Below are 22,577 nucleotides of genomic sequence, written 5' to 3'. Positions count from 1 at the left end.
TACGATATCTAAAGTTGCTTCATACTTTTCTGCCTCATATATATAGATAGTAAGTACTGGTCCGAATATTTCTTCTGACATCGTAGTATAATGAGGGTCTTCCGTCAAGATAATCGTTGGCTCAATAAAATACCCTTTCGATTTATCATAATTTCCCCCTGCTATTATTTTGGCTTTGTCTGAAGCTTTTGCATTATCTATATATCCTGCGATTTTATCAAAAGCCTTTTCATCAATCACGGCATTCACGAAATTTGAAAAGTCTTCTACACCACCAATTTTTATTTCTTCTAAGTCTGTTTGAATATATTCCCACGTTTGCTCCCAGAGCGTATCAGGAATATAAGCTCGCGAAGCCGCAGAACATTTCTGTCCTTGGTATTCAAATGCTCCACGAACCAAGCCTACTGCTAGGGCTTTGGCATCAGCTGATTTGTGCGCTACTACAAAATCTTTTCCTCCTGTTTCTCCTACGATTCTTGGATACGACTTATACTTATGGATATTTTCTCCGATTGTTTTCCAAATGTGTTGAAAGACCTTAGTACTTCCTGTAAAATGTACTCCCGCAAATTGTGGGTGTTTGAATACGATATCACCTGTTAGTGGCCCATCTGTATAGATAAGGTTTATTACGCCATCTGGCAATCCTGCTTCTTTCAATACCTTCATTAATACATTCGCAGAATAGATTTGCTGTGGCGATGGTTTCCATACTACAACATTTCCCATTAAGGCTGCCGATGCTGGAAGGTTACCAGCAATAGCGGTAAAATTGAATGGCGTTACGGCAAATACAAATCCTTCTAGGGGACGGTATTCTAATTTGTTCCAAACGTTTTCAGACGAGATAGGTTGTTCTGCATATATCTGTGTAGCGAAATGTACATTGAAACGTAGGAAGTCTATCCACTCACAAGCTGCATCAATTTCTGCCTGATAAGCATTTTTTGATTGCCCTAACATCGTTGAAGCATTTAATTCATTACGATATTTGGTAGCCGATAGGTCTGCCGCTTTCAAGAAGACAGCCATCCTATTTTCCCAAGGTAAACTTGCCCATGCTTCTCTGGCTGATAGTGCTGAGTCTATCGCTTGATTCACATGGCTAGCATCACCCTCATGATAATATCCTAAAATATGTTGATGGTCGTGTGGGGAAGTCAAAGCTTGTTTATTGGCTGTTCTTATTTCTTCAGAACCTATATACATTGGTACGTCTATTACTTTACCACGCATTTCAGTAAGTTTGGCAATAAGTGCTTCACGCTCCTTTGTATTAGGTGCATATGAGTTGATTGGCTCATTTTTGGGCGTTGGTACGCTAAAAAATCCTGTTGACATTTGATGAAGTTTTTGGTTTGATGTAAAATTAAGTAAAAAGCTGAATAAGGACAATTAAGAAATAAGATTGAAGTAGCAAGACACAAGAAAACAATACTTAAAAATAAAGGTTGATCATAAGAACGAGGTAATGACAAAAGATATGAATTACTATCTTTTTAATCTTTTTACTATGATAAGTACAAAATCAAGTTTAACTCACTCTCTGAAAACCTTCCGAACTGAAAGTACATATTACATTATCTCTTGCTTCTTTTGTCTTATGTCTTGCTTCTTCAACAAAAAAGCAACTTTCGGGTTGAGGATGTTCTTTTATCAATCGACATTTGTATTGTTAATTTATAAAGACCATGACAACAGATACATATCATTATGAACGTATTGCCAAAGCAATTGAGTTCATTACCGACAATATTACTGCACAACCTTCCTTAGAAGAAGTGGCAGAAAAAGTAAATCTCTCTCCTTTTCATTTTCAAAGAATTTTTACTGAATGGGCAGGCGTTAGCCCAAAGAAGTTTTTACAGTTTTTAACAGCCGACTATTTAAAAGCTAAAATCAAGGATACTGCTACTTTGGTAGAAGCAGCAGAGATTGCTGGACTGTCGAGCCAAAGCAGAGTGTATGATTTGTTTACAGGTATTGAAGCGGTTACTCCCCAAGAATTCAAAAGTGGTGGAAAAGGTTTGCACATTGATTATGCGTATCATGAAACGCCATTCGGAGAATGCTTTATGGCCGTTACCGAAAGAGGTATTTGTGGAATGGCTTTTACCAATGAGATTTCTAAAAATGAAGATTTAGAGACCTTTAAACAGAAATGGCATTTTGCTACTATCGAAGAGAACCCTTCTGTCACCGAACAATATGTAAAACGCATTTTTACACCACATCTTAGCTCGTTAGACAAATTACATCTATTAGTACAAGGTACCAATTTTCAGTTAAAAGTATGGGAAGCTTTATTGACGATTCCTCAAGGTTCATTAACGACTTATCAACAAATAGCAGATAGTATCGGACATAACAAGGCAGTTAGAGCAGTCGGCACTGCTGTCGGAAATAATCCTATTGCCTACTTAATACCTTGTCATAGAGTAATTAGAAAAGAAGGAAAGCTGGGCGAATATCATTGGGGAAGCATTCGGAAGAAAGCCCTTGTTGGATGGGAAGCGAGTAGAAGTATTGAGTGAATGAGTGAGTTGTGATTTAGTGAATTATTACTAAACACCAAAATATTTAATTACTCATTCACGAACTCATACATTCACAATTTTACATTGAACATGAATATCAACTCACTTAACTGGCAAAGTATTAAACAAGATTTGGATGAACAAGGGTATGCTGTTGTTTCTTCGGTTATTCCACCAGAAGTTTGCTCTGCATTGATAACTTCTTATTCTCAAGCTGATTTATATAGAAGTACTATTGTAATGAAACGTTATAATTTTGGGAAAGGGGAATATAAATATTTTGCCTATCCATTGCCCGAAAGCATTGATTATTTAAGGAATGAACTTTATACGCCTTTATCGTCAGTAGCAAACGAGTGGAATCTAAAACTGGGCATTAATCTTACCTATCCCGAGAAGCATCAAGATTTTATTGAAGCTTGTCAGCAACAAAATCAATACAGACCTACGCCTTTGATTCTGAAATATGAAACAGGTGATTTTAATACCCTCCACCAAGATTTGTATGGAGAGTTGTATTTTCCTTTTCAGGCAGTATTGTTTTTATCTCAACCTCAGGAAGATTATACTGGCGGAGAATTTGTATTAATTGAACAAAAACCAAGATTACAATCTCAGGCAATTGTATTACAACCGAACCGAGGCGACATGGTAATTTTCACTACAAACTTTCGGGCTGCCAAAGGAACAAGAGGATATTATCGTTCGCCCATGAAACATGGTGTTAGTAAACTTCATAGTGGAAATCGTTATACTGTTGGAATTATTTTTCATGATGCCAAATGATAAAACATCAATATATACTAGACGAAAAAGGAACAAACCGTTTATTACTGTCTTTAATCAAAGACAAGGAAATTGCAGTGGGTGGTAATAAGTCATTAAAGATTTATGGAACGCTCAATTGTAAATCTGGCAAAAGAATGAAAACCCAAAACAGAGTCTTCTTTAAAGATATTCAAGAAGCTATTGCTTTGGGTTTTCGTCCTTGTGGGCATTGTATGAGGTTGGAGTATTTGGAATGGAGAAAGGGAAATATTGATTGATTATTTAAAACTTCATTTTTCCAGAATAAACTTCCTCGCTTCTGAATTAATTGCATTAGGGTCTAATTTATCTGTAATCTTCAAAAAAACTAAAGCACTATCTTTTTCCATATAATATGAATAAGCTATTGCTAATTGAGAATACGCCTCTACGTTTTTATTATCTAATTCAACAGATATTCTAAAATTATCAATTGCTTTATTCAACAATTTAATATCATTGTTTTTAATAAACATTTGGGCATAACTTGTTCCTCTTGAAAGCCATACCTTAGAATTTTTAGCATTTAATTTTAAGGATTTATTAAAGTATATTAATGACTCATCAAACTTCAATTGTCGTCCAAGTATATTTCCAAAACCCCAATAAACATCAGCATTAGTACTATCCAATAACCAAGCCTGATTAAATCTTTTCATTGAAGAATCAAAGTCATCTTTATAATAATACTCCCAAGCTCTATATAAATGATGGGATACAGCTTTATTTCTATTTTTAAAAAATCTGTCACATTCATTAAGAAAGTCTTTATCAATTTCTAGTTGTTCTTCGCATTTTTTTACTCCCCCATACATAGGTAAAATATTTATATTTTGTGGGCAATCCTCGGCAGCAGAACAATTTAAAAATAATACGATTGATAATAATATAATCTGTTTCATAGTGATTTATTTATTGTAAAATTTACCTTATTTTCATAACTCATTGAATTATAACTAGAATAAATATTCATTTGGCTTTATCAAAGGCTAATTTAAGGGCTAGGCTACTCAAAATACCCGCCATAAACCATTTCTGAATTTTAATCCAAGTAGGTCGACTACCAAACCAGATAGCTATTCTGGATGCAAACAATACTATCATTAAATTCACTGTGAAACTGACCGTCATTTGGGTGAGTCCTAATTGAAAGTTCTGTAATAATACATTGCCATATTCGGGTTTAATAAACAGCGGAAAGAACGACATATAGAAAACAGCAATTTTAGGATTGAGCACATTGGTAAGAAATCCCATCTGAAAAAGTTTGAAATTGCTATCGTCTTCCAAAGCCGTTGTTTCAAAAAATGATTTACTTCCCGGTTTGATGGCGTTCCAAGCTAAATACAATAAGTAACAAACGCCTAGCCATTTCAGAAAGGAATAGGCAAAAGGCACAGCCATCAAAATAGCCGTAAGTCCGAAAGACACCATGATGACATGGAATAAAAAACCTACAATTACTCCTGCCAGTGAAATCATTCCTGCTTGTTTGCCTTGTGAGATAGAACGCGATATTAGGTATATCATGTTGGGGCCAGGTGTGATAACCAAGCCAAAAGCGGCGATAATAAAAACGAGTAAGTCTGAAAGTGGTATCATATTATTCCGTAAAACGAGATTCCATCTCGTTAAAATTAAGTTACAAAAATTATGAGATGGAATCTCGTTTTACTGTTTTAGAATGCCAGATAAGGTAAAAGCTTATTGAGTGTTTGTTCATCCAAAAGTTTGATATTCTCTAAATCTTTTCGACTTGAAAAACTCCCATGTTGTTGTCGATATGCAATGATGGCTTTAGCAACATAAGGACGTAAATATGGATGCTTAAATTCTTCTAAAGTAACTTCGTTAATTTTGATTTTTCTAATTTGAGGATTTTTGACTGTTCCGTATTTTAGTAGTTCATCAACTGACATAGAATCTAATCCCCAAATATTGCGTACCTGTTCTATTGAATAAAAGCCCCCAAGTTTTTCTCGTTCTTGAATAATCCTGATAGCTCGCTTGGATGCAATGCCCTTTAATTTCTTTAAGTCGTTGGTGTCAGCTCTGTTTAAATCAAAACTAACAGGTTTGAAATTTTCCTTAGTAACATTTGTTGTTGGCAAATTCTTTTCTGTTACCAACTCAACTTTTGTACTATTGACATTTGGTTGAATGATGGGTGAAGTTGATAAAACAATGTAGGGTGCTAGCTTTTCATAGAGAGCTATTGGGAAGTTATAGATTTTTTTTAAATCTTCTTTATTTCTAAATTTTCCACCTTTATTTCTATAATTGACTATTCGTTCGGCTAGCCAAGGAGCTATCCCTAGCTTCTGTAAGTCGTCGGCATTGGCTAAGTTAGGATCAAAAGTGAATAATGTAATGACTCTAGCCTCCTCTTTAAAGTCATTTTCTTTAGCATATTTATCGGAAAAATTATTTTCATGCTCTCTAGGATGCTCAGAACGTTCTTTTATTTCAATTTTTGCCATTAACTCCTCAATCTTTTTCGGATTTACTGAATCATTAACAACTTGTTTTTCAGGAAGATAATCAAAAATGAAAGTAAAAATAATGAGTAAAAAGATTAAGAAAATAAGCAAAACAAAGCCTTTTATTTCTGTTTGATTAAAAGCGAAAAAATCACGTAGATAAGCTTGTAGTTTTTTATACATGGGTGTTAGGTATTAAAATGAATATGATGTTAAACAACAGAAATTAAAATGTTTATTCTGTAATTCAGGCTTTTGAACTAATTTTGTATGGTTTTACCGCTATAAGCTTTAGGCTGTAAGCGATAAGCCATTTTTTATAGTCATTGTCAAAAAAAGGAATCAACATTTTTTAAGCTTTTGATAATACTAATTTACAAGATTTCTTGCCACGAAGGTTTTGAAATTGAATGATTTATCTGTTCCAAATAATTATGATACTTTACAGCACAAATCATCAAAGTGATGATGTTTCTTTGGAAGAAGCAGTATTTAGAGGACTCCCTCCAGACAATGGCTTATATATGCCCCATGTTATTCCGACTTTACCCTCTTCTTTTTTTGATAAAATAGAAACACTATCAATTTCAGAAATTGCCTTTGAAGTAACTAAGACATTATTGGGCGACGATATTCCTGAGGATGATATTAAAATGATTGTTGAAAGAGCTATCGATTTTGATGCACCTTTGGTTAATCTTGAAAAAGACACTTATGTATTAGAATTGTTTCATGGACCATCTATGGCATTCAAAGATTTTGGGGCAAGGTTCATGGCATCATTGATGTCCTACTTTTTACAAAAGTCGCACAAAGATATTCATATTTTGGTAGCAACATCTGGCGATACTGGCGGAGCTGTGGCACAGGGATTTTATAAAACGCCTGGTATTAAAGTAACGATTTTATATCCAACTGGCAAAGTATCGGATATTCAAGAAAAGCAATTAACTACCTTGGGCGAGAACGTAACGGCTTTGGAAGTAGCTGGAACATTTGATGATTGTCAAGCTTTGGTGAAAGCTGCATTCTTAGACAAAGAACTGTCTTCAACCATCAATTTAGCTTCAGCTAATTCTATTAACATCAGCCGATTGATTCCTCAATCGTTTTATTATTTCAATGCTTATGCCCAATTGAAGAAAGCAGGCAATACCAAACCTCTTGTTTTCTGTGTACCAAGTGGAAATTTTGGCAACTTATCAGCAGGATTAATTGCTCAGAAAATGGGCTTGCCTGTCAAAATGTTTGTGGCAGCAACCAATGTAAATAACATTGTTCCGAGCTATTTAGCTACTGGCAATTATGAACCAAAGCCATCTCAAGAAACTATTTCAAATGCGATGGATGTGGGTAATCCATCCAATTTTATCAGGATGCGTTTACTAGCAGGTGATGCTTACGAAGAAGTCGTAAAACATATTGTGGGAGATTCAAGCGATGATGAGCAAACCAAAGTTGCGATGAAGGATGTTTTTGAAAGAACCAATTATGTAATGTGTCCACATACAGCCGTGGCTTATTTAGGATTGAAATCTTATACAGATACGCTTTCTGAAGAAGTAGCAGGTGTGTTGCTTTCTACTGCCCATTATGCTAAATTTTTAGATGTGGTTGAAGATGCTTTGGGTACTTCTGTTGAAATTCCTGAAAGATTATCGGCATTGTTATCTAAAGAAAAAGTAGCAATACCGATGACGAAAGATTTTGCAAGCTTCAAAAACTACTTGCTTTCTTTATAGTAAAAATAAAAAGACTCGTAGAGGCGAAATATCGGTAGTCTCTGAATAACAACTTTCCTCTTAGCCCCATCAGGGCGAAATATTTCGCCCCGATGGAGTTGGTGGTAAATTTACAAGATAATTCTACCGATATAATGTTCCTACGGAACCTATAATCATTTACTCAAAACATCAATCAAAAAAGCGGTCAGAAATGAGTTTTCTGACCGCTTTTTTGATTATAAAATTCGGAAAATTATCAAGAGCTTAATTATATATTCCTTCAATCAACTCTTTATAATTATTATGAATGATTTTTCTTTTTAGCTTCAATGTTGGTGTTAATTCGCCCGATTCAATGGTAAATAATTTAGGTAATAATTCTACCTTTTTTACTTGTTCATATTGAGCGACATTCTTCATCAAGTCTTTTACTACTTCATCTATTTTCTCTTTCACTTTATCATTCTTAATCATCTGAGTGGCATCCTTACAGTCTACCCCGTTTCTAGTACACCACTCTTTTAAGGCATTGAATTCAGGTACAACCAAAGCTGACGGGAATTTTTGTCCTTCTCCTACAACGATTGCTTGTTCAATCAATACAGATTCCTTCAATTTATTTTCGATTACCTGAGGTGCTACATACTTACCACCAGAGGTTTTGAAGATTTCCTTTTTTCTATCGGTTATTTTCAGATAACGTCCTTCAAAAAGTTCTCCTATATCACCTGTATGAAACCAGCCCTCCGCATCTATTGCTTCGGCAGTAGCATCTGGTCTTTTATAGTAGCCTTTCATGATAGATGGACCTTTTACACAAATTTCTCCGTCTTCAGCAATTTTCAACTCCACATTTGGTAATACTGTACCTACACAACCCACTCTAAAATCAGATAAGATACTTGACGAAACTACAGGGGAAGTTTCTGTTAATCCATAGCCTTCAGCAATCGGAATTTCAGCGGCCCAAAATACCCTTGATAAACGAGGTTGCAAAGCGGCAGAGCCAGAAGCAATGATTTTGATATTACCTCCTAAGGCCTCTTTCCATTTACTGAATATCAATTTTCTGGCAATTTTCAACTGTGCATTATACCAAAAACCCATATCCTTCATTGGGTCATATTTCAATCCTAAGTTCAATGCCCAAAAGAAAAGCTGTTTCTTAATACCTGATAGTTCGTAACCCTTCGCTACAATCTTATCATATACTTTTTCTAGCAATCTCGGAACAGTTGCGAAAACTTGTGGCTTAACATCTTTTAGATTATCAGCAATGGTATCCATACTTTCGGCATAATATACCGAAACGCCATAATACATATACACATATACATCGGTACGCTCGTAGATGTGGCAAAGCGGAAGAAAGCTAAGGGCTTTGTCTTCAGATGATAATTCTAAATGCTTTCCAATCACCAATCCATCAATATTAGAAATGATATTATCGTGCGTCAGCATTACTCCTTTGGGCTTGCCTGTCGTGCCAGAAGTGTAAATCAATGTCAGCAAATCGTCTGGATGAACAGCTGCTTTATAAGATTCTATTTGAGCGAAATCCTCCCCTTTGGCTAAGTCTAATAATTCTGTCCAATGTTTTGTTCCTTTAAAAGGATCAAAAGAATAGATACCTTCTATGCCTTCCAACACGCTGGTTGCTTCAAGTACTTTAGCTAACAACGCCTTGTCAGAAACAAAAATCAATTTAACTTCTGCATCCGTAAAAATATAACGATAATCTTCAATCGTGATGGTTGGATACATCGGCACCAATACAGCTCCTAATTGCTGAACTCCTAATTCAATAAAATTCCATTCTGGTCTGTTATTAGAAATCAACGCAATTTTATCGTCTTTTTTAACCCCTAATTTGATTAAGCCAACGCTTACTTTATTAACGATTTCTATTACTTCGGTAGCACTATATTTTTTCCATTCGCCTTTTACTTTACTAGCGAAGGTGTCTTCTTTATTTACTGCTAGGACACAATTGGGTAGTAAATCAAATACTCTGGTAATGTTAGGATTGCTCTTCATGACTATCTTAGTTTATTCGATGCCTCTTCAAAATAAAATACAAATTAAACCCTATATTTTACAATAGCGTTAAACAAAGATAACAAGTTTAAATAAATGAAAATAGTATGCAAGCATAATTATTTTGTATTTTTTGAGTATTTCAAACAAAGAATTTAACAGCGGATTATTAATAACTATTTTTTGCTAAAATTTACTTTTATCCACCTTCTATCCTATTCATTAACAATTTGAATAATTTCTTTTCTACCATCTGAATATAAATAAGTTAATTCTATTTCACTTACTTCATTATCTTTCAAGATATAATATCCGTCATCTGTAGTACCATCATTTAAAAATTTCCCTTCAAATCGCTCACCGTTTTGGAAATAATAAATACCATTCCCTTCTCGTTTCCCTGCCTTATATTCTCCTTCATACATTTTATTTCCATTTGGATAATACTGTATTCCATAGCCGTCTCTTTTACCACTTTTCCACATTCCTTGATAACTCCCCTGTGTTTTGTGGACAAATAGACCTTCTCCATCTTTGCAATTTCCAGTTACACAACCTGTTTTCTTGAAAGAGGCTTCATTGGAACTAAGTAACTTATTTTCAACAACTTCTATATTTTCAACTTTTCTATCAATATTCGAATGAACATTTGTTTGGTCATTTTTTAATGCTCTTGATACCTCTATCACCTTATCGTTATCAGCTTCTAGCCAGCCTTTTTTGATAGCTTCTAATCTTAATGATTTGGGCGGATGTGTAGTGGTTACAAACTCTTCTTGAAAGTACTGAATAGCCTGTTGCGATTGTTCTAAAGTAGCGCCCATTTGGTGCAACCAAAAGCCTGAAAAATAATCAGCCTCTAATTCTTTTTCAGGACGACTTCCTTCTCCATCTATGGTATGGAAATTGGCATGATGACCAATCTCATGTGCTAAGATAGAAATCGCAGCCCAGTCGGTTTGAGCAGTCCGTTCCACTCTACCCAAAAAGTCACGGTCATAAATAATATAGGGTTGTCCTTCAATAATAGTCGCAAAACAATTATCAGTATTTGAACATTGCATTACTTTAAACTTACTATGAATCTGCCCCATTTTTTTGGCAAATTTCCCGATTACTTCTGCAGCATGACTTTCAGAAATATATCCCATAGTCTGTGGACAAATGTCTTGGGGTAATACTTTCTTGCCAAAATAATTACAGGCAAAAACGATTTTTGGTTGTTGAGCCAACAGCTCATTGCCAAAACAGATATTAATAATGAAGAGTAAAGAGAAGAGTTTTTTCATGGCTATTTTACTTGATTGTGAATAATTAGAGGATAGACACAAAAAATAAAAAGCAGGCCACTTTGATTAAAATGGTCTTAGCAAATTTTATTTAAAGCAATCAAGTAAAGTTTTAAACCATACAATGATATTTAGCGGTTTATCCACAAAAAAAGCCTGTAAGTGGATAAGCTTACAGGCCTGATAGTAATACGTTTAGGTGATTAATTTATTGTATCTCCCCTCAAATTTCTAAATCTTTTTCTAGCATCTGCTCCATAAATACTTCCAGGATACTTTATCAACAATTCTTGGTATAATTTCATCGCCTTTGTGGATTGGTTCAATACATCCTGATAAGTTTTCGCTAATAGATACAATGCATCATCTCCTTTTATGTCATGTGGGAAATTCTGGATGACAAATTCTAAATCTTTTATCCCTTTATCCACATTTCCTTGTTTCAAATAGATATTCGCTCTTAGAAAAACCAAATCGTCCATGATAGGATTTCCACGGTATACTTTTTCCATTTCCCCTAACTTAGCGATAGCCTCCTCATTACGATGTTGAAAAAGTAGTAGTTCAACAGTAGAATAATCTTTTAAGGCAGCTTCTGTACTATCAAAACCCATGTTTTCTTGAATCAGTAAACTCAGTTCCATGGCATCATTGGCAATCTCGCGAGTAGTAGCTTGTTTTAAAATATCTAATACTTCTTTGGCTAACTCAAAGTCACCTCTGAAATATGCCAATTTTGCATTTCTTAATTTGGCATCATATCCAATCGGACTATCTTTCTCTGATTTTTCCACTTGCGAATATAATAAAGTAGCTTCCCAAGGTTCAGACTTCAACAAGAATATATCGCCTAAATCTAGTTTACACTTATCCACAAATATCTGATCATTGTTGGCAAGTTTGATGGCTTTTTCCAAAATGGCAATGGCAGTATCTTTTTCGTTTAAGTAAAACGCATACAAAAGCCCTTTGCTTCTTAGGGCTTCCAATGTTCTCTGATTCGTTCCTATTTCATCCAGCATCTTGGTATATTCGCCAATGAGTAATCGAATATCTGATTGATTGATTGGGTAAGTGGTTTTAATCACTTCTTCTTTGGCATTAATCAACATTCTTCTCCACAATGGATAGTTCTGATGCCTAGGATATTCTTTAATCAAGTATTCAAATATTTTACCAGAATTTACATAGTCTTTATTTTGATGCGCCATAAATCCTAAATCCGTCACTTGAATACCTTCTTTTTTATAGCGTTTATCCAATGCTCGTGCCTGAACAAAAGCTTTATAAAAGTCCTTTTTCTGAATCAAATGCCAAATCAAAATATCGGTATAATAAGATGTTTGTGGATATTGTTGAACTTTTGCGTAGAGTATTTTTTCTAATTCTTCTATTTCTTTGTCTTCCTTCAACTCATCCTGAAGGATTGACTGCACCATTTCTTGATTATCAGTCACTAAACCAAACTTTAGGTACTCTTCTATCATTTGCGTTACTTTCCCTTCCATACGGAACAAATTTGCTAACTGTACAGCGTATTTATCTTCCGTCTTTGTAAAAGCTCTTGATACCTCAATTGTTTGTATAGCTAAATCGGTTTGGTGTTGTTGGGCAAAGTAATTCACTAAATCTATCATTTCATCATCACTTGCCTTTACTTTATCAATCGCCAAATCATAGTTTTTTTTAGCTTCGTCTTTCTTGTCAGTTGACTGATAAAGTCTTCCTAAATCAACTAAATATTTAGCTTGGTTGGCATCAGCATTTTTGATTTGTTTCTTAACAAACTTTTCGGCTTCGTCCCATTCTTTCAACTTCACCAAAGTTTCTAAGTATGGTTTATAAATATCTTTTGCAGCCTCTTTGTTCTTAGCCAATTTTTGAAAAATGGTTTTCGCCTTTTCATATTCACCTGATTTCAGGTATTCAATTCCCAACTGAACATCTTGACTGAAAACATCAAAAGACCCCATTAAGAAAATGAAGAAGCAAAGAGCCTTCAAAAAAGTTTTCAACAACATCTTATATTTAATCATAATAATTTTTATTTAATTTTTTATAAAAAAGAAAACTATTACTTCTATTATACTGTGGATATGTGGATGAGTATTGTGAAACATTATTTTCACAGATAATTGTTAATATCGTTTTTTTTATCAACATAAAAAACGCACTTATCAACACATAACTAATTGATTTACAATATCATTAAATTTAATCCACATATTTGTGTATAACTTTTAACTTTTTCTCAACATTATTCACAATGAGTTTTTATGTTGTTAACTTGTCATAAAAATATGGATTAAATCGATAGTTTTCCACGTTTCCAAATGTCCATTTTTTGTTTCCACAATGCCTCTATTTCTATCCACAAAAATAAGGGGTATAAAACCCCTACTTTTCCACTTTTTTGAAAGGCTATTTGCCCTATTTTACGACTTATCCACAGAAGGTTGACCATTTTTTGATATTTAGTCAATTGTAAAGTCATTTCCAGATAGAACGAAATTTTGTTTCAATTTAATCTTGTTCGGATTATAGATTATTTTTTCTGGTAATGTATTGGTCTGCCAGTCGCCTTCATCCCAACGAGAATTCTGATTTTCATCCACAATCAATCTTACATAATAAATACCTGCTTTAAGAAAGGCAAATTCGTATTTCAATACGTTGTCCACTTTTTCAATTACCTCATTTCGTTCATTTAATAATTGAATAATAAAATGCTTTTTGTTGGGGTTCTTAACTTCCCCTTCGATGATACCATAATTCTCAGGATCTCTGATTGGGTGAAAACTTTCAATGTTAGAAGTACTATCATTTTCAAGTGATATGAATGTTCCTTTTGGAATACGGATTCTTACAAATTCCTTCGGTTTTTTATCATTTTTCTGGATATGCAATTTCGTTTTTCCTTGGCTCCATGTAATGTCTTTTTCAGTAATAGGTACCTTAATAAGTGTATCATTCATGATTTCAATTTTACTAATATCATATTGAATAATAGGTTTTGAAAAATTGATAGTATAACCCACATCCTTTAAATCTAAATCCTCATTATTGGTTGGCGTTATTTTCGTACTAAACTCCTCTTTCACACTTTCATCCTTTTTGCCTTTTACCCTAAATTTGATTTTTTGGTCATGTGTAAATACCCTATCTAATGAATCGGTAACTGATACTTTTACCTTTACAGTATCGATAGTGTTGATAGTATTATATATTCTTAGGTTTTTACTGTCAATTTGTTGATAAGCCAGCGTATCTTTTCTGCCTAAAAAGTCAATTTTTACATTTTTTATCCCTTTACTATATTCTATATAATAGTAGTTAGCTGTGTTTCTGGTTTTAGCTACTTTATTTGGACTTTTATCCATCTTAGCCATATTGATTTCTAGGTTCGATAAATTACTTTTTAAGTCGATAGTATCTTTTACAAAACCTATTAATTCTTTGGCTTCCTCATATAATAAATTATTATTGGCATCAGCAATCGCAAAAATTCTGTATTTACCCGAAGCCACATTTTCAATTTTGAAAATACCCGAGCTATCTGTTTTTGTAAAGTAATAAGGCTTTTCTTTTTTAGGATTCAATGTATCAGAATAGGTGTATAAACCGACAGTCATATCCAAAATAGGTTTATTGATTTGTGGATTAAATACTTTTCCGCTTACAATCAATGAATCAATAATTTTTCCAGTACTGAAAACCAATCTTATATTTTTAGCAATGTTCCTTTCTGTAATATCCTTTATAGCATTTCTGAAATTTAAACTATAAGTAGTATTTGATTTGAAAGGTTTTTCAAAAGTGAGTCTTACACCTCTTGGCAAAGCCTTGGTTTGATAAGCCCCTTCAATATTGGGCGTAATCAATAATTGCTGTTGGATATTATCCACCGTTACATATTCATTAAATTCTAATTGAATTACTTTTCCTGAAAAATTGGTGGCTTGATTATTCGGCAATGTTTTAACGATAACGGGAGCTAATGTATCTTTTTTGCCACCTGTTGGTGCTACGATTTGTGCACAACTAAAGAGGATTTCGATGAGTATAAAACTAAGAAAACTTATCAAGACTAAATTCTTCACTTTCATGTTAATATGTTGAAAACTTTGTGGATAAAATAAATGCCAATGGCTTAAATCTGGAAAACTACCTTTAATTAACCCAAAATTGCTTAAAAAAATTGGTTTATTGAAATGTTGACCATTTTACAAAAAGAAACCCTCAGTGTTTGTTAAACTCTGAGGGCTGTGGAAAAGTGTCTGAAAAATGTTAATTCTTCTTAAATATGTAAATTAAGCTTGAATAATTTTGTTGATTACTTTCAGCTTTGATATTGGATTTCAAACCATCTACAAAGGCTTTGAAATAGTTGATTTTCCCTGTTTGATACTTAGTACTCAACATCGAAACATAGAAGGAATCAAACTTCATAGGGAGGGTTTTTTCTAAACGGAAGTTATGTTTTTCAAAAAGTTGCTTTATTGTCTTTTGAGAGAAATGATACAAATGTCTGGGAACATCATAGGCTGCCCATTTATTGCCATAAATAGCGGCATCTTCTGATTCATGATTAGGTACAGCTATAATTAACGAACCATCCACAGATAGTCTTTCATATAACCAATCAATCGTTTCATTTAATTGATGCACATGTTCTAAAACATGCCATAGAGAAATGATGTTAAATTGCTCATTTTGGAATGAACTCAATACATCTGTCTTGATAGTAGATTGATTAATTTGTTCTGCAATTGCCCTTGCATCATCGTCTGGTTCAATACCAAATACTTTCCAACCATTTTCTTTGCATACATTCAAAAACATACCCGTTCCACAGCCCACATCTAATAATTTATCTTTTGAAGGATATAATGTATTAACTAATTCTAATTTACCTTTTAGCGTATATTTTCTAACAGAATGATAAATTTTAGCGATAAGTCCTTTAGAAGTATTAGTATGCGAGATATAAGATTCAGCTTTATAATATGCGCCTATTTTATCTATCTCAGGGCGAGGATTGGTAAATTTAAACCCACAAGTATTACAATTGACGATTTCGAATTCTTCTTGGCTTACTGTATAGTCTTTAACAGTAAGATAATGACTAAATGAACTTTGTTGACAGACTGGGCAAGTGCTTATTTTTTCCATGGTTGTTAATTTTCACAAAGGTACAAAAAAGACCTGTAAGGTTTGGTTTACGATAACCATTGCTTACAAGTCTTTTGTATTTATTATTATCACTATTTATCTGTCCATATAAAGCATCAGTACAGAAACATCAGAAGGCGATACACCGCTAATCCTTGAAGCTTGACCAATAGTGGCAGGTCTTATCCTTGATAATTTTTGACGGCCTTCGTTTGAAATAGCCTTTAAGTTAGCATAATCAAAACTTGCTGGAATCTTAAGGTTTTCAAATTTCAATAGTTTATTAACCATTACTTGCTCTTTTTCAATGTAGCTTTCATATTTCACATTGATTTCAGCTTGTTCCAAAATTTCATCTTTGAAATTAGCTAAATAAGCCGCTACTTCTGGAGATAATGTTTTCAACTTTTGAACATCAATATCAGGACGTTTCAATAAATTAATGATTGGTGTTCCTTCTCTTAACAACGCCGTACCAATTGTTTCCAAAACAGGATTAACTTCTTCAGGTTTTACTTTCAATGATTTCAAGCCATTAATTAATACTGCTGTTTGCTCTTTCTTGTTATTAACGTTATTTAATCTTTCTTCCGAGGCTAACCCAATTGAATATCCTCTTTCTGTTAAGCGAATATCAGCATTGTCTTGTCTGAGCAACGTTCTGTATTCTGCTCTTGACGTAAACATTCTGTAAGGCTCTTCTGTACCCTTATTAATTAAATCGTCTATTAAAACGCCAATATAAGCTTCTGAACGAGATAAAGTAAACTCTGGTAAGTCTTGTGCTTTTTGATGGGCATTTATCCCAGCCATTAAACCTTGACAAGCCGCTTCTTCATATCCAGTTGTTCCATTAATCTGCCCTGCAAAGAATAAATGCTGAATCAACTTAGTCTCTAATGTTTGCTTTAATTGCGTTGGTGGGAAGAAATCATATTCTATCGCATAGCCAGGACGGAACATTCTTACATTTTCAAAACCAGGAATCTTTTTTAATGCTTCATACTGTACATCTTCTGGTAATGAAGTTGAAAACCCATTAACATAAACCTCTACAGTATGCCAGCCTTCTGGTTCAACAAAAATTTGATGTCTGTCTTTATCAGCAAAACGATTGATTTTATCTTCTACCGACGGACAGTATCTTGGCCCTAATCCCTTTATTCTACCCGCAAACATAGGAGATTTTTCAAAACCTGTTTTTAATACATCATGTACTTCTTGATTAGTATAGGTAATCCAACAGCTTCTTTGCTCAGTTAAAGAAGGCGTATCTAAATAAGAAAACTTACTTGGATTTTCATCTCCTTTTTGTTCTTCCATTTTAGTATAATCCAAGCTTCTACCATCTACTCTTGGTGGCGTACCTGTTTTCATTCTACCTGCCTCAAAGCCTAATTGTACCAATTGTTCAGTAATACCCGTTGCTTTTCCTTCGGCTGTTCTACCACCACCAAAGTTTTTTTCACCAATATGAATTAATCCATTCAAGAATGTTCCGTTGGTTAATACAACCGATTTAGCTTTGAATTCAATACCTAATTGAGTTTTTACACCTACTACTTTATTATCTTCCACTAATAGCCCTGAGACCATTTCCTGCCAAAAATCCACATTAGTGTTTCTTTCCAAAGCCAAACGCCATTCTTCTGCAAACCTCATTCTATCTGATTGGCATCTAGGTGACCACATAGCTGGCCCCTTAGAACGATTCAGCATTCTAAATTGAATCATGGTTTTATCAGAAATAATTCCTGACATTCCACCCAAAGCATCTACTTCACGCACAATTTGTCCTTTAGCCACACCACCCATGGCTGGATTACAAGACATTTGAGCAATGGTATTCATATTCATCGTAACGAGTAATACCTTCGAACCCATCGTTGCTGCTGCGTGAGCAGCTTCACAACCAGCATGACCAGCTCCTACTACGATAACATCATATTCTTTGTACATATTATTAATTGATATTTGAATCTACTTTTATACTTGTTTTTATCTTCTTGTTTTATTTTCTCAAATAATGGCAAATAGTATGCTGTTTAAGATAATTAATGTAACTCCTTATTTTTGTTACTAATGGCTTACTATAACCAATATTAATCCCTCTTATTCAGTAGCCTGTGAAACAAATCTAACTTCTACTTATTTTATCATCTTATGTCATTTTATAGCCATAATTAATCTTATATTACCTTGAATCTGTTTTTAGTTATTTAATAATGATTATTTAGACCATGCAATTCGAGGGCTATTCTTTCTCTATTCTTTGACTATGTCCTATTCAAGTAATACTATAGCTTTGTATATTTTTATCTATAAACAAATACTTTAGCCACTGTAATGATTATTTAAAACCAAATAATTGAAATTATGAACGTTTTAAATGACTTGTAAAAAACACGTGTTTTTTACAAGTGTTCCACGTGGAGTGTTTGAATAAAATATAAAAAATTAACTATTGAAAATTAAAATATATTTACTTTCGATCTCTCTCATTTGTGCTTCATCTTCATCTGAAAAATCATCATAACCACAAAGATGTAAAAGTCCGTGAACTAACACACGCTTAAATTCATCAAGAAACTCGGTTTTTAATTCTTGAGAATTCTCTTTTACCCTTTCAATACTTACAAAAATATCACCCTCAATCATTTCTTCTTCTTCAGAATTATCAAAGGTAATGATGTCAGTATAGGTGTCATGCTCTAAATACTCAACATTGATTTTATGAAGATACTCATCCGAACAAAATATATAGTTGAGGTCTCCTACCTTAAAGCCCTCTAATTCAGCCACTTTTTTTAACCAAGCTTTTAACTGGTTTTTCTGGCTAAATTTAAAATCAACATCCTCGTTAAAAAAAACAATCATTGTGTAATAACATTATTAAGTTTGAAATAATTCGTTCACAAAGATACAATATAAAATTCAGCTTGTGAATATCAGCTACTTAGAGAGAAAGAAGGAAATGTATAGAAAGGCAGAGATATAGTACTATAAGAAAAAAGAAACGGGTCTTAGATAAAATCCAAGACCCGTTTTGATTAATTAATTTGTTTGAAGTAATTATCAACTTGTTGTTTATAATACTGATTCAAGTTGGGTGGTACGGTACGGAGCAACTCTGTTTGCTTTTGTTTGTCTTTAACATATTGCTGAAACTGTGGAGGAACCTTCCTTGCTAAATCTTGTCGAGCTGATTCAGCTTTGCGTTTTTGCTCTTCTTCTTGTTCTTGCATGGCTTTCTCTGATTCAAGCAAACGAGTCAATAATTCTTGTTGACGTTTCATCAAATTCGGATTCAGGCGTTTGTTTACCAAGTCTGTTTCGCTTTCTTCCATTTTCTTCATCATCTCTTTTATTTCATTTCCCAAGCCCTTGCCTTTATCAGTTCCTTTATTATTATCCAAAAACTCTTGGAGCATCTTCCTGATTTGAGCTTGTTCTCTGGCCATTTTAGCTAATTGCTCCGAAACGCCCCCTTGCCCTTTCTCTCCTTTTTGCATGGTCTGTTGCATTTGCTGGTTCAATTCCTTTTGACTTTCGCTTAGGCTTTTCCCTTTTCCTTTGCTTTTTGTTTTCCCTTTACTAGCACTCTGCATCATCATTTGCTGATTTTGCTGCATTTGTTTCAATACATCAGAAAGTAATAAAGCAAGGTTATTCATCGATGTCATCGCAAATTGTTGCTTCGAAGTAGTCATGGGTAATTTTCTATCCTTGATAAGTTTTGAAGCATCAGCCATAAAACCTTTCATATTACTCATCTCACGGGTTACGAAAGATTCAATTTGTAAAACCCTTTTCGATAAAGCATATAAACTATCTTCAATTACTTTTGCATCATCCTGTATCTTTATTTGCTCTTGCGAAAGTTTTATGAATCTAGGATCTGAAGGATTCATACCTCTAAAGTCTTTCATCAACTTTTCTTGGCTCAACGAAATCTTCACAAGATTTTCAAGAATATCACGAAGGTCATCCATATTCTCTTCGTTTTGTTTCATTTCCTGTTCCTGCTTTTCCTTGGCTAATTGCTGAGCCAAATTCTTCATTTGCTTGGCTGCTTGCTTTTGTTTTTGAGATGCACCTTTATTATCTCCTTTTTCAGATTTTTCTTCCGCTTCCTTTTGATCTTGAGAAATATCTTCTTGTTGTTCTTTGCCCATGTCCATAGGTTCAGCATTTTTCATTTCTTTATTAATCTTTTCCGCTTCCTTCAAATCTTTCTTTACTTCTTCAAAAGCCTTGCTCAGTTTTTCTTGCTCTTTTTGATTAGCATCCGCTTCTTTTTGTTTATCGGCCTCTGACTTATTATCCTTATCTAAGGCTTCGTTTTTCTCAGCAAGCTTCTCTTGTTGATTAGCTTGGTCTTCCAAATCCTTGATACTCTTATCCAATTTTTGATCTAATTGTAGTTTCTTAAATAACTCCTGCATGCGTTCCAATTCTTTTTCCATGTTACGCTCTTTGTTTTTGAGCTTATCCATTTGTTCAAGCATTTTATTATCATCAGGATTTTGTTCAAGCATTTTTTTCAATTCCTCATACAATTTCTGAGTTTCAGGGTCCATCAAATCATTCATCATTTTCTGGAGTGCTTCCATTTTCTGTTGATTTTCTGGTTTCTGTTCATTGAATCTTTGTTGCTTTTCGTTTAAGTCTTTATTGGCATCTTGCAGATTTTTAATTTCATTCATCAACTCGGCTTTCTTTTTAATCAATTCTTCCGCCAATTTCTTGTCTTGATAATCTAACTCCTTTTTGTTTTTCAAACGATTTTCCAAAGTAGCAATTTCTTTACGTAGTTTCTGTGCTTTCTCGAAAGTCTTTTCTAATTGTGCTTGTGTTTTATCGACAGAGTTTTCTATTTGATTATCGATAGCTTGCTTGTCGGGAATAGCATAATTCATGACTTGCGAACGAGTAGACTTGGCACCATTTACCCCATCATTATCCCAAACTTGCACATAATATTCTACTCTATCCGAAGTGTTCAGCTTTAAACTATCCAAATTCCATTGTTTATAAAAACTTTGAATCGCTTGGTTTGGATTTACTGGCAAACCCAAACTAGCATAATTTTGTTGATTGTTGTGCCCATTTCTGAGTACTTTATAAAAAATAGCTAGGCGACTAATACCATAATCATCAGCAATATTTCCGCCTAAAACAATTAAATTATAAAGCGTAGAATCTTTATATTGCTCTAAACTTAATTGTGGATATTTATCAGGAATAACATTTAAATAAAAGCTGATGCCTTCAGTATTAGAAGCATATTTATTTTTCAGAAACACTTTGTATGTACCAGAAGCTTTTACTCTTTTATTAAAGTCAAAACCGCCTCCTAATAGTTTTTTATCGACATGGTAAGTGTTTTTATCACCTTCAAAAACCATCGAAATAGAATCGGTATTAGTAACATTAAAATCCCATTCGATAGCCGTACCTTCTGGAACAGTTAGGTTACCAACATTTTTAAAAGATTCATCTGGTTTATTGAGATAAGCAGGGTAGTTTACATTCACGTCAAAAAAAGCCAAACTTGGTTTGTTGACCATTTCTACTTCATATTGACCAGATTTGAAACCAGCGGCTTCAAACTGGAAATCGAAACCATTTTGAATTTTAGAAAAAGTGTAGGTATAATGACGTTTATCTGTCGTTTCCATTTTTAGCTTTCTGTCGTTATAAACCACATACACAGCGTCAGGAATAGTATTGCCTTGTAAGCTAAGATTTAGGGTAAAATCTTCATTTTTAAAAGCCTGTAAGCTTTTGTTTTCAAGTAGGAAATTGAAAGGTGCTTCTTCTTGGTATTCATTTTTGAAGTTGACAATCCTTTCAGTACTTTTTGAGAAAAACGAAGGATATAGCATCAGGATACCTACTATTAGAATAGCAGGCAAGGCCGCAAACTTTAAGTATTTTTTATTATCATTTATCTTAATAGCATCCGTAAATTTGACAATACCCAATTGCTGAGACTTCTGTTTGATAGAAGCAATCAACAATTCGTTTTGTGCTTTATCAATATTTCGGGTAAGCTGTAGGGTATTGATTAGCTTATCGCCTACTTCAGGGAAATACTTACCAATTTGGTCGGCTGCTTGTTCATTCGAAAGCGGTTTCTGTTTTCCGTATAAAAATACCAAGGGTTTAATCACCCAAAAAATACACGAAATCAAGAAGGCTAAGAGGAAAGAAAAGAATAAAATCGTGCGGAAAGTAGTACCGAAATGACCGAAATATTCAAGGACATTAAAAACCAAAAAAGCGGACAAGATAACTGCCGCTGAAAAAATACTGCCTTTAATAAGTCGATTGAGATAATACTTTTGCTTGTATTCTTCAATCCGCATGAGTAAAGTCGCGATGGGTGAAGTAGTCATATTGCTAAGGTTTAAGCCTGAAGATTCTTATTTAATTACTAACGAAAAAGAAGTCCTAAAATGTAGAATTAAGAAAAATTAATTAATAAAGAAAAGGCGAATCAAACAATTGAATACTTTCTTGCTT

General features: G+C 33.8%; 17 protein-coding genes (1 of these 17 running past the window's edge). 4 read left to right on the top strand and 13 right to left on the bottom strand.

The window, feature by feature from the left end; translation table 11 throughout:
* On the bottom strand, positions 1-1,344 hold the 5' portion of the coding sequence (pruA, locus tag AC1RNE_RS11950) for an L-glutamate gamma-semialdehyde dehydrogenase (RefSeq protein WP_492801187.1). The gene continues 282 nt to the left of window position 1, outside the view; 1,344 of the gene's 1,626 nt are visible here — the first part of the coding sequence; its start codon is at positions 1,342-1,344; its stop codon lies beyond the left edge, outside the window.
* A 350-nt stretch (positions 1,345-1,694) separates the two neighbouring features.
* Here pruA and AC1RNE_RS11945 point away from each other — a divergent pair, with 350 nt between their 5' ends.
* The 3 genes from AC1RNE_RS11945 (at position 1,695) to AC1RNE_RS11935 (ending at position 3,586) form a co-directional block, all read left to right on the top strand.
* On the top strand, positions 1,695-2,537 hold the full coding sequence (locus AC1RNE_RS11945) for a bifunctional helix-turn-helix domain-containing protein/methylated-DNA--[protein]-cysteine S-methyltransferase (RefSeq protein ID WP_492801186.1): 843 nt from the start codon (positions 1,695-1,697) through the stop codon (positions 2,535-2,537).
* A gap of 93 nt (positions 2,538-2,630) precedes the next feature.
* Entirely contained in the window at positions 2,631-3,326 is a 696-nt protein-coding gene (locus tag AC1RNE_RS11940; protein WP_492801185.1) for a 2OG-Fe(II) oxygenase, read from the top strand.
* Positions 3,323-3,586 carry an Ada metal-binding domain-containing protein gene (locus AC1RNE_RS11935; protein ID WP_492801184.1) on the top strand — a complete coding sequence of 88 codons (264 nt, stop codon included), beginning with the start codon at positions 3,323-3,325 and terminating at the stop codon, positions 3,584-3,586. The genes AC1RNE_RS11940 and AC1RNE_RS11935 overlap by 4 nt, the downstream gene beginning before the upstream one ends.
* 12 nt (positions 3,587-3,598) lie before the next feature.
* Here the strand turns inward: AC1RNE_RS11935 and AC1RNE_RS11930 are convergent, their stop codons facing one another.
* The 3 genes from AC1RNE_RS11930 to AC1RNE_RS11920 form a co-directional block, all read right to left on the bottom strand.
* Positions 3,599-4,249, bottom strand: a complete 651-nt coding sequence (locus tag AC1RNE_RS11930; protein ID WP_492801183.1) for a tetratricopeptide repeat protein — start codon at positions 4,247-4,249, stop codon at positions 3,599-3,601.
* A 67-nt stretch (positions 4,250-4,316) separates the two neighbouring features.
* Positions 4,317-4,949 (bottom strand): LysE family translocator, encoded by a 633-nt coding sequence (locus tag AC1RNE_RS11925; protein WP_492801182.1) that lies wholly within the window; start codon positions 4,947-4,949, stop codon positions 4,317-4,319.
* Positions 4,950-5,026: 77 nt separating this feature from the next.
* Positions 5,027-6,010, bottom strand: a complete 984-nt coding sequence (locus tag AC1RNE_RS11920) for a ComEA family DNA-binding protein (protein ID WP_492801181.1) — start codon at positions 6,008-6,010, stop codon at positions 5,027-5,029.
* Between the two features lie 251 nt (positions 6,011-6,261).
* Here AC1RNE_RS11920 and thrC point away from each other — a divergent pair, with 251 nt between their 5' ends.
* The gene (thrC, locus tag AC1RNE_RS11915; protein ID WP_492801180.1) at positions 6,262-7,569 is read left to right on the top strand and encodes a threonine synthase; all 1,308 of its coding nucleotides are present in this window, start codon (positions 6,262-6,264) and stop codon (positions 7,567-7,569) included.
* Positions 7,570-7,815: 246 nt separating this feature from the next.
* Here thrC and AC1RNE_RS11910 read toward each other — a convergent pair whose 3' ends face one another.
* The 9 genes from AC1RNE_RS11910 to AC1RNE_RS11870 form a co-directional block, all read right to left on the bottom strand.
* The gene (locus AC1RNE_RS11910; RefSeq protein ID WP_492801179.1) at positions 7,816-9,588 is read right to left on the bottom strand and encodes an AMP-dependent synthetase/ligase; all 1,773 of its coding nucleotides are present in this window, start codon (positions 9,586-9,588) and stop codon (positions 7,816-7,818) included.
* 215 nt (positions 9,589-9,803) lie between these two features.
* A complete protein-coding gene (locus AC1RNE_RS11905) occupies positions 9,804-10,877 on the bottom strand; it encodes a hypothetical protein (protein WP_492801178.1) in 1,074 nt (357 codons plus the stop codon).
* Between the two features lie 203 nt (positions 10,878-11,080).
* Positions 11,081-12,913 (bottom strand): tetratricopeptide repeat protein, encoded by a 1,833-nt coding sequence (locus tag AC1RNE_RS11900; RefSeq protein ID WP_492801177.1) that lies wholly within the window; start codon positions 12,911-12,913, stop codon positions 11,081-11,083.
* A gap of 269 nt (positions 12,914-13,182) precedes the next feature.
* On the bottom strand, positions 13,183-13,341 hold the full coding sequence (locus tag AC1RNE_RS11895; RefSeq protein WP_492801176.1) for a hypothetical protein: 159 nt from the start codon (positions 13,339-13,341) through the stop codon (positions 13,183-13,185).
* Between the two features lie 10 nt (positions 13,342-13,351).
* Positions 13,352-14,983, bottom strand: coding sequence for an Ig-like domain-containing domain (locus tag AC1RNE_RS11890; protein WP_492801175.1), 1,632 nt, complete (start codon positions 14,981-14,983; stop codon positions 13,352-13,354).
* 181 nt (positions 14,984-15,164) lie between these two features.
* Entirely contained in the window at positions 15,165-16,049 is an 885-nt protein-coding gene (locus AC1RNE_RS11885; RefSeq protein WP_492801174.1) for a class I SAM-dependent methyltransferase, read from the bottom strand.
* 96 nt (positions 16,050-16,145) lie between these two features.
* On the bottom strand, positions 16,146-18,008 hold the full coding sequence (gene mnmG, locus AC1RNE_RS11880) for a tRNA uridine-5-carboxymethylaminomethyl(34) synthesis enzyme MnmG (protein WP_492801173.1): 1,863 nt from the start codon (positions 18,006-18,008) through the stop codon (positions 16,146-16,148).
* Between the two features lie 498 nt (positions 18,009-18,506).
* A complete protein-coding gene (gene ybeY, locus AC1RNE_RS11875; RefSeq protein WP_492801172.1) occupies positions 18,507-18,926 on the bottom strand; it encodes an rRNA maturation RNase YbeY in 420 nt (139 codons plus the stop codon).
* A gap of 173 nt (positions 18,927-19,099) precedes the next feature.
* Complete coding sequence (locus tag AC1RNE_RS11870) at positions 19,100-22,450, bottom strand: DUF4175 family protein (RefSeq protein WP_492801171.1); 3,351 nt, start codon at positions 22,448-22,450, stop codon at positions 19,100-19,102.
* Positions 22,451-22,577 lie beyond the last annotated feature (127 nt).

Source organism: Arcicella sp. GW822-FHT02H01 (assembly GCF_058802005.1).
This window is presented reverse-complemented; position numbering and strand designations above follow the sequence as displayed.

Coding starts and splice junctions, on each gene's coding strand:
- AC1RNE_RS11945 (WP_492801186.1), top strand. CDS start 1,695: ATGACAACAGATACATATCATTATGAACGTATTGCCAAAGCAATTGAG.
- AC1RNE_RS11940 (WP_492801185.1), top strand. CDS start 2,631: ATGAATATCAACTCACTTAACTGGCAAAGTATTAAACAAGATTTGGAT.
- AC1RNE_RS11935 (WP_492801184.1), top strand. CDS start 3,323: ATGATAAAACATCAATATATACTAGACGAAAAAGGAACAAACCGTTTA.
- AC1RNE_RS11930 (WP_492801183.1), bottom strand. CDS start 4,249: ATGAAACAGATTATATTATTATCAATCGTATTATTTTTAAATTGTTCT.
- AC1RNE_RS11925 (WP_492801182.1), bottom strand. CDS start 4,949: ATGATACCACTTTCAGACTTACTCGTTTTTATTATCGCCGCTTTTGGC.
- AC1RNE_RS11920 (WP_492801181.1), bottom strand. CDS start 6,010: ATGTATAAAAAACTACAAGCTTATCTACGTGATTTTTTCGCTTTTAAT.
- thrC (WP_492801180.1), top strand. CDS start 6,262: ATGATACTTTACAGCACAAATCATCAAAGTGATGATGTTTCTTTGGAA.
- AC1RNE_RS11910 (WP_492801179.1), bottom strand. CDS start 9,588: ATGAAGAGCAATCCTAACATTACCAGAGTATTTGATTTACTACCCAAT.
- AC1RNE_RS11905 (WP_492801178.1), bottom strand. CDS start 10,877: ATGAAAAAACTCTTCTCTTTACTCTTCATTATTAATATCTGTTTTGGC.
- AC1RNE_RS11900 (WP_492801177.1), bottom strand. CDS start 12,913: ATGATTAAATATAAGATGTTGTTGAAAACTTTTTTGAAGGCTCTTTGC.
- AC1RNE_RS11895 (WP_492801176.1), bottom strand. CDS start 13,341: ATGGTCAACCTTCTGTGGATAAGTCGTAAAATAGGGCAAATAGCCTTT.
- AC1RNE_RS11890 (WP_492801175.1), bottom strand. CDS start 14,983: ATGAAAGTGAAGAATTTAGTCTTGATAAGTTTTCTTAGTTTTATACTC.
- AC1RNE_RS11885 (WP_492801174.1), bottom strand. CDS start 16,049: ATGGAAAAAATAAGCACTTGCCCAGTCTGTCAACAAAGTTCATTTAGT.
- mnmG (WP_492801173.1), bottom strand. CDS start 18,008: ATGTACAAAGAATATGATGTTATCGTAGTAGGAGCTGGTCATGCTGGT.
- ybeY (WP_492801172.1), bottom strand. CDS start 18,926: ATGATTGTTTTTTTTAACGAGGATGTTGATTTTAAATTTAGCCAGAAA.
- AC1RNE_RS11870 (WP_492801171.1), bottom strand. CDS start 22,450: ATGACTACTTCACCCATCGCGACTTTACTCATGCGGATTGAAGAATAC.